The sequence below is a fragment of the Sphingomonas bacterium genome (assembly GCF_028292945.1).
Classification (GTDB): Bacteria; Pseudomonadota; Alphaproteobacteria; order Sphingomonadales; family Sphingomonadaceae; genus Sphingomonas.
The window spans coordinates 1-8,660 of sequence record NZ_JAQGLJ010000012.1; the positions used below are offsets into that span (position 1 = coordinate 1).

The 8,660-nt window shown below is 65.9% G+C and carries 3 protein-coding genes; 2 read left to right on the forward strand and 1 reads right to left on the reverse strand.

The features are described from left to right. Window positions 1–4,179 (forward strand): DNA-directed RNA polymerase subunit beta' (rpoC, locus tag JWN21_RS01580; RefSeq protein ID WP_299645651.1); only part of this gene is annotated, 4,179 nt, incomplete at its 5' end. A gap of 73 nt (window positions 4,180–4,252) precedes the next feature. Here rpoC and JWN21_RS01585 read toward each other — a convergent pair. Then, window positions 4,253–6,154 (reverse strand): peptidase M61, encoded by a 1,902-nt coding sequence (locus JWN21_RS01585; RefSeq protein ID WP_299645652.1) that lies wholly within the window; start codon window positions 6,152–6,154, stop codon window positions 4,253–4,255. Window positions 6,155–6,622: 468 nt separating this feature from the next. Here JWN21_RS01585 and JWN21_RS01590 point away from each other — a divergent pair, with 468 nt between their 5' ends. Next, window positions 6,623–8,548: an alpha/beta fold hydrolase gene (locus JWN21_RS01590; RefSeq protein WP_299645653.1), complete on the forward strand. Its 1,926-nt coding sequence runs from the start codon at window positions 6,623–6,625 to the stop codon at window positions 8,546–8,548. Window positions 8,549–8,660 lie beyond the last annotated feature (112 nt).

Consider the following 8,660-nt stretch of genomic DNA (forward strand, 5'->3'; position numbering starts at 1 on the left):
TTCGGCGAGATCAAGAAGCCCGAGACCATCAACTATCGCACGTTCAAGCCCGAGCGTGACGGCCTGTTCTGCGCGCGCATCTTTGGTCCGATCAAGGACTATGAGTGCCTGTGCGGCAAGTACAAGCGCATGAAGTACAAGGGCATCGTCTGCGAGAAGTGCGGCGTCGAGGTCACGGTCTCCAAGGTCCGCCGCGAGCGGATGGGGCATATCGAGCTTGCAGCGCCCGTCGCGCACATCTGGTTCCTGAAGTCGCTGCCGAGCCGCATCGGCCTGCTGCTCGACATGCAGTTGAAGCAGCTCGAGCGCGTGCTGTATTTCGAGGCGTATATCGTCACCGAGCCGGGCCTGACCCCGCTCGAGAAGTATCAGCTGATGACCGAGGACGAGCTCCTCGAGGCGCAGGACGAGTATGGTGAGGACGCGTTCTCGGCCGGAATCGGCGCCGAGGCCGTGCGCAAGATGCTCGAGGACCTGGACCTCGAGGGTGAGCGCAAGGAGCTGCTGGAAGAGCTGGCGGTCACCAAGTCCGAGCTCAAGCCCAAGAAGATCATCAAGCGGCTGAAGGTCGTCGAGAGCTTCATCGATTCCGGCAACCGCCCCGAGTGGATGATCCTGGAGGTCGTGCCGGTCATCCCGCCCGAGCTGCGCCCGCTGGTGCCGCTGGACGGCGGCCGCTTCGCGACGTCGGATCTGAACGACCTGTACCGCCGCGTCATCAACCGCAACAACCGCCTCAAGCGTCTGATGGAACTGCGCGCGCCGGACATCATCGTCCGCAACGAGAAGCGCATGCTGCAGGAGGCGGTCGACGCCCTGTTCGACAACGGCCGTCGTGGCCGCACGATCACCGGCGCCAACAAGCGGCCGCTGAAGTCGCTGTCCGACATGCTGAAGGGCAAGCAGGGCCGCTTCCGCCAGAATCTGCTCGGCAAGCGCGTCGACTATTCGGGGCGGTCGGTGATCGTCACGGGGCCTGAGCTGAAGCTGCACCAGTGCGGGCTGCCCAAGAAGATGGCGCTCGAGCTGTTCAAGCCGTTCATCTACGCGCGCCTCGACGCCAAGGGCCTGAGCATGACGCTCAAGCAGGCCAAGAAGTGGGTCGAGAAGGAGCGCAAGGAAGTCTGGGACATCCTGGACGAGGTGATCCGCGAGCATCCCGTGATGCTCAACCGCGCGCCGACGCTCCATCGCCTCGGCATCCAGGCGTTCGAGCCGGTGCTGATCGAGGGCAAGGCGATCCAGCTTCACCCGCTCGTCTGCTCGGCGTTCAACGCCGACTTCGACGGCGATCAGATGGCCGTCCACGTTCCGCTGAGCCTCGAGGCGCAGCTGGAAGCGCGCGTGCTGATGATGAGCACGAACAACATCCTGTCGCCCGCCAACGGCAAGCCGATCATCGTGCCGTCGCAGGACATGGTGCTGGGCCTGTATTACCTGTCGATGGAGAAGACGGGCGAGCCGGGCGAGGGCATGCTCATCTCCGACATGTCGGAGGTGCATCAGGCGCTCAATGCCGGCGCGGTGACGCTGCACACCAGGATCACCAGCCGCGTTCCGCAGACCGACGAGAAGGGCAAGCAGTACCTCAAGCGTTACGAGACGACGCCGGGCCGCATGCTGCTCGGCGAGACCTTGCCCAAGAGCTCCAAGGTGCCGTTCGAGACGGTCAACCGCCTGCTGACCAAGAAGGACGTCGGCGACGTCATCGACGAGGTCTATCGTCACACCGGCCAGAAGGAGACGGTGCTGTTCGCCGACGCGATCATGGCGTTGGGCTTCAAGCATGCGTTCAAGGCCGGCATCTCGTTCGGCATGGACGACATGATCATCGCGCCGAACAAGGAAGAGCTGGTCGACAAGACCCGTGGCGAGGTGAAGGAGTTCGAGCAGCAGTATCAGGACGGCCTGATCACGCAGCAGGAGAAATACAACAAGGTGATCGACGCCTGGAGCCGTTGCGGTGACCTGGTGGCGAACTCGATGATGGACGAGATCAAGGCGGTGCGCCGCGACCCGGAGACCGGGCGTGAGAAGGACATCAACTCGATCTACATGATGGCGCACTCCGGTGCCCGCGGTTCGCAGGCGCAGATCAAGCAGCTCGCCGGCATGCGCGGGCTGATGGCCAAGCCGTCGGGCGAGATCATCGAGACGCCGATCATCTCGAACTTCAAGGAAGGCCTGACCGTCCTCGAATACTTCAACTCCACCCACGGCGCGCGCAAGGGCCTCGCGGACACGGCGTTGAAGACCGCCAACTCTGGCTACCTCACCCGCCGCCTCGTCGACGTGTCGCAGGATTGCGTCATCATCGAGGAGGATTGCGGCACCGAGCGCATGCTGGAGATGAAGGCGATCGTGCAGGGCGGCAGCGTCATCGCGTCGCTGGGCGAGCGCATCCTGGGCCGCACCACGGCCGAGGACGTGGTCGACGCGAAGAGCGGCAAGATCGTCATTCCGTCGGGCACGCTGCTGGACGAGGCGATGATCGTCACGATCGAGGGCATCGGCCTGCAGGGCATGAAGATCCGCTCGCCGCTGGTCTGCGAGAGCAAGATCGGCGTGTGCGGCAAATGCTATGGCCGCGATCTCGCGCGCGGCACGCCCGTCAACATCGGCGAGGCGGTGGGTGTCATCGCCGCGCAGTCGATCGGCGAGCCCGGCACGCAGCTGACGATGCGCACCTTCCACATCGGCGGTGCGGCGCAGCTCAACGAGACGTCGAACCTCGAATCGCCGGTCGACGGCACGGCCACCTATCGCGACCTGCGCGTGATCGTGGATCAGCGCGGCCGCAAGGTCGTGCTCAGCCGCTCGGGCGAGATCGTGATCACCGACATGGACGGCCGCGAGCTCTCGACGCACCGCATCCCCTATGGCGCGTACATCCTGTTCGACGACGGCCACGTCGTCGAGCGCGGCGAGCGGATGGCCGAATGGGACCCGTTCACGATGCCGGTCATCACCGAGACCGGCGGCGTGGTGAAGTACCAGGACCTGATCGAGAACAAGACGCTGACCGAGCAGACCGACGAAGCGACGGGCATCGCCCAGCGCGTCGTCATCGAATATCGCGCCACCACCAAGTCCAAGGAGGATCTGCGTCCGCGCCTGACCCTGCTGGGTCAGGACGAGGGCGAGGGTGCGCGCTACATGCTCGCGGCCGGCGCGACGTTGTCGGTCGAGGACAATGCGACCGTGCAGGCGGGCGACGTGCTTGCCCGCGTGTCTCGTGAAAGTGCGAAGACCCGCGACATCACGGGCGGCCTGCCGCGCGTGGCGGAGCTGTTCGAGGCGCGCATTCCCAAGGACTCGGCGATCATCGCCAAGGTCTCGGGCCGCGTCGTGTTCGGCAAGGACTACAAGGCCAAGCGCAAGATCGGCATCCAGCCGGACGAGGGCGAGGTCGTGGAGTATCTGGTGTCGAAGTCGAAGGTGATCGACGTTCAGGAAGGCGACTACGTCAAGCGTGGCGACAACCTGATCGGCGGCAGCCCCGATCCGCACGACATCCTGGAGACGATGGGGATCGAGCCGCTGGCCGAGTATCTCGTGTCCGAGATCCAGGAGGTCTATCGTCTGCAGGGCGTGAAGATCAACGACAAGCACATCGAGGTGATCGTTCGCCAGATGCTGCAGAAGGTCGAGATCACCGACGGTGGCGACACCACGCTGCTCAAGGGCGAGCAGCTGGATCGTGACGAGATGGACGCGGTCAACGTCAAGCTGACCAAGGGCCAGGCACCGGCACAGGGCAAGCCCATCCTGCTCGGCATCACCAAGGCGTCGCTGCAGACCCGCAGCTTCATCTCGGCGGCGTCGTTCCAGGAGACGACGCGCGTGCTCACCGAGGCTGCGGTCCAGGGCAAGCAGGACACGTTGCAGGGGCTGAAGGAGAACGTCATCGTCGGTCGCCTGATCCCGGCGGGCACGGGCGCGGGCATGAACCGGCTGCGCGTTGCTGCTACATCAAGGGACGTGGCGCTGCGGGCGCAGCAGCGCGCGCTGTCGGCGTCGCTGGTCGCACCAGCGTCGGCGTCCGAAGAGCACGAGGCCGAGCTGGCCCGCAACGCTCGCGATGCGGGCGGTCTGGGCGACGATCCGCTGGCGGCGGTGGTGACCTCGGGCACCGGCACCGATGCGGACGCAGGCGAGTATCTCAACGTCGCCGAGTGATCTGCTGAAGCCTGGGATGAACGAAGCCGCCGTCCGGGGATGCCTGGGCGGCGGTTTTCGCGTGACGGCTACGTCAGGCCTGAACCGGTGCCAGGATCTCGTCGAGGCGCGCGCGCGCGCCGTCGATCGGCTCGAGATGCGCATAGCGCGGACCCGACGAGCATGTGACCTCGAACGCTCGAACCGTCTTGCCCTTGGTGACGGCAAGCTTCACCGTGCCGCCCTCGCCTGCCCGGGCCACCGCCTGCCGCAACCAGTCGGGGTCGAAGCTGCGCCCTTCGATCGCTGTCACCGTGCAGCCGATCGTCAGCCCGGATTCAAAGGCCGGACCGTCCCACAACACGTCCTGAACCGCACCCGATGTGCCGACGGTCAGCCCGATCGAGTGGGTCAGGTCGACCTGCCCAGCTTCGGCATCGAAGGCGCTCTGATACCCGCTCGGGTGATCGCGGAAGGCGAGCCGGTATCCACCGCGCTCCAGCCCGGCGAGCGGCGCGCGCCGATGGGTGTCCGCCAACGCCTCGTGGAAGAGCGTCGCCCAGTCGAACGACACCACCCTGTCGAGTGCATCCACGACATCGTCGAACACATAGGTGCGCGTGCCCCAGTCCCCCGGATGAGCGCCAAAGAAGTCGCGCGCGAAATCGTCGAGCGATCGTTGCTCACCCGACAGCTCGCGCAGCCGGGTGTCGACATCGAGCCAGATCAACCCGCCCTCGTTGTAATAATCCTCGCTGCGCTGCCAACTGGGCCAAGGCAGCGACGCGCGCGCGGCGATGATCGGATCCCGGGTCGTGTCGGCGAGCGGCCGCCATTGGCTGCCCGGGCGAGCGTCGTACTTGGCGGCGACGAGGGCAATCGCCTCGCGCGTCTGCGCCGCCGTCCATAGTCCCGAACGCGCGGCCAGCACATTGGTCCAATATTGCGTCAGCCCTTCATACACCCACATCAGGCTGTTACGGATCGGCTTCTCGAAAGTCGGCGTCCAGGAGTCCGCGCCGCGCCGATGCTTGCCGTTCCAGCTATGCAGATACTCATGCGACACCGTGTCGCGGCGCGTGAACCTGGCGTCCCAGTTCGTGAAGTAGTCGGCCGTGGTAACGGCCTCGAACGAGCGATGATGCTCGACGCCGGCTCCGGTCAGCTCGTCGCTCAGCGCAAGCAACATCTCGAAGCGATCGAAATGGCGAGTGCGAAAGAGCCGATCGGCTTGTTCCACCAACGAGCGATGCGGTGCCAGCTGCTCCGGCGTGGCCTCGATCTGATCGGGTCGGTCGCTCACGAGTGTCAGGCCGACCTGATCGTCCAAGGCGATGCGACGCAGGTAACGACCCGCCAACACCGGCGAATCGACCAGTATGTCGAGCGGAACGGCAGCGAACCGCCATGTTCCGCCGTCGCGGTCCTGCTGCTCCATAGCGCAGGTCAGGTCCCAGTCTTCCGGCAGGGTAAGACTGGGGATCACGGTGATCTGGCGTGCGTAATAGCCGGCGGGGTAAAGCAGCACCGCGTTCCACGGCAGGCACAGCATCGCCTCCGTACACAGCACCCGGCCCTGCGACGGAGCGGTGGGGGACAGAAACTGGAACTCCACTTCCAGGCAATCGACGCCCGCGTCCACCTCGACGCTGAAGGCGTTGATGGTCACCGGATGCCGCTTCCACGCCACGGGCTCGCCGCCGGCGCTGATCCGGAGCCCGGCGAACAGCTCGATCGGTGCCTGCGGCGCATGGTAGCCGGGCAGCCATTTGGGATAGAGCAGCACCATCTCGCCCGCCCGCGCGACCGGGATGATCTGCCGAACGCGATAGATGCCGCGCACGACATCGCGGGCGTCGACCTGCAGCTGTAGGACCCCCGGGTAAGCAACATCGCGCGGCTCGGGAATGCTCGGCGCGTCGGGAGCTGGTTGCGGCAGCTCGGCGGCATCGGCGGCCGGGGCGGCCTGGGCGGTGAAGCGGGTATGAATGTCCACCGCCTGGCTAGGCCATCGTCAACATGATCTCGGACCGCAAGAGGCGGGCGACGGTTTGCCCATCCTGGTCCGCGATGTCGATCCGACTAGGCAACTCAGAGGCAATGGCGTCGGGTGCGTGCGCCAGCTCTTGCATGTGATAGTTCGCGCGAACGAGCGCCGCGTATACGTCGCGAACCTCGATCGCCTGATCAGACGTTATGCGACCCGTTCCGTCAAGACTCTGCAATGAAAACAATGTCATTCCGGTCCAACGCCGCAGAATGTACCAAGTTGCTTGAACTAACTCGGGTTAAACGGTTTCTGTTCGGCGTGAGCGGCACCGGACCCCGCCCTGGATCGCTGCCTCAGAGGCAGCGTCCTTCAAACCGAACGCGGGGTCGGCCGAGCAGGCGCCAGCCGCTGTTCCGCACTTGTTGCGCATCGATGGCCGGGATACGGATAGCAAGATAAACAAGGAGCCATCCGATGCGCCATCTGCTCGCCACCGCCGCCTTGTTGACCTTTGCCACTCCTATCCTTGCTCAAGACAAGGTCGAGACGCGCACGGTCGGCACCGCGACGCTGGAAAACGTGCCCCCGATCGCGCCCGAACTGGCGGCGGCGGTGGCGCGATACCAGCAGGGCCGGTCCGCCGCCGTTGCCGACTGGCTCCCGGATGGCAGCCTGCTCATCACCACGCGGTTCGGCACCACGGCGCAGCTGCACCGGATCAAGGGTCCGGGCATGGCGCGCACGCAGATCACCTTTGCCGCCGAGCCGATCGCGGGCGCGACGGCGATCCCGACAACGGACAGGATCGTGTTCGCGCGCGACACGGGTGGCGACGAATGGTTCCAGCTCTTCACCATGGGTCCCGACGGCAGGCCGCTGCAGCTGACCGAAGCAGGCACGCGCAATGAGGGAGCGGTTTCGGCAAAGGATGGCAGCGCGCTGTACTGGTCCCAGGCAGTGAAGGGGTCCGGCGACCGCTCGATCCTGGCCGCCAGCCCGCTGGATCCAGCGTCCCGGCGCGTCGTGTACAAGGGCACCGGCGCGATCGGGCCGGCGGACGTGTCGGCGGACGGGCGCACGCTGCTGCTGCAGCGGTCGGTGTCGAACCGCGAGGACAAGCTGTTCACGCTCGACCTCGCCAGCGGCACGCTGACCGAGATCGCGACCGGTACCCCCGCCAACCTGTCCGGCGCGACATTCGTGCGCGGCGGCGCGGCGGTGCTGGCGGTCAGCGACCGGGGCAGCGACGTCCAGCGGCTGGTGGAGATCGACGTCGCCAGCGGCCGAATGACGCCGGTCAGCCCGGCGTTGAAGTGGAACGTCGAGGGCTTCGACCTCAGCGACGATGGCCGCGTGCTCGCTTATTCGATCAACGAGGACGGTTTCTCGCGCGTCGTGGTGCAGGACTTCGTCACGGGCCGCGCGCTGCCGCAGCCGACCTTCCCCAAAGGCGTGATCGGGGGCGCGCGGCTGTCGCCCGATGGCAAGCGGCTGGCGGTGACCGTCTCTTCCCACGCTGGCCCGGGAGACGTGTATGGCTGGGACATCGACACCGGCAAACTGGAGCGTTGGACCGAGTCGGAGATCGGGCCGCTTGATCGCGCCGCTCTGCCCGAACCCAGGCTGGTGCGGTTTGCGAGCTTCGACAAGCTGTCGGTGCCCGCCTTCGTCTATCGCCCCAAATCGGTCGCGGCGGGTGTCAAGACGCCGGTGTTGATCTCCATCCATGGCGGGCCGGAGGCGCAGGCGCGGCCGGGCTGGTCGCCGACCATCGCCGGCTTTGTCGAGACACTCGGTGCGACGGTGATCGTGCCAAACGTGCGCGGGTCGGACGGGTACGGGACCAAGTATCTCGACATGGACAACGCCGCCAAGCGCGAGGATTCGGTCAGGGATATCGGCGCGCTGCTCGACTGGATCGCCAAGCAGCCGGACCTCGATGCCAGCCGCGTGGCGGTGATCGGCGGTTCCTATGGCGGCTACATGTCTCTCGCCGCGATGACGATGTATTCGGATCGGCTGGCCGGCGGCGTCGACCTGTTCGGGATCGGCGACTGGACGACGTTCCTCCAGAACACCGAGGCCTATCGTCGCGACAATCGCCGCGCCGAATATGGCGACGAGCGCGATCCGGGGATGCAGAAGGTCTTTGCGCGTATCAGTCCGCGCGCCAACGTCGCGAAGATCACCAAGCCCATGCTGATCGAGCAGGGCGCCAACGACCCACGCGTGCCGAAAAGCGAAAGCGAGCAGATGGTCGCCGCGCTGCGCGCGCGCGGCGTCCCGGTCAGCTACCTGCTGTTCGCCGACGAGGGCCATGGCTGGCGCAAGAAGCCCAACCAGGACCTGAGCCTGCAGGTGGAGATGGCGTTCCTGCGAGACATTCTTCGCGTGAAGTGACCCGTGCCTAGCTGCTCGCGCCGCAGGTCCATTCATTGTTGGCGCTGACGAAGCAGAGATACTTCTTCTGCAGGGTACGCCAGCCGGAGCTGCCCGCCGGCGCGCCCTCGCA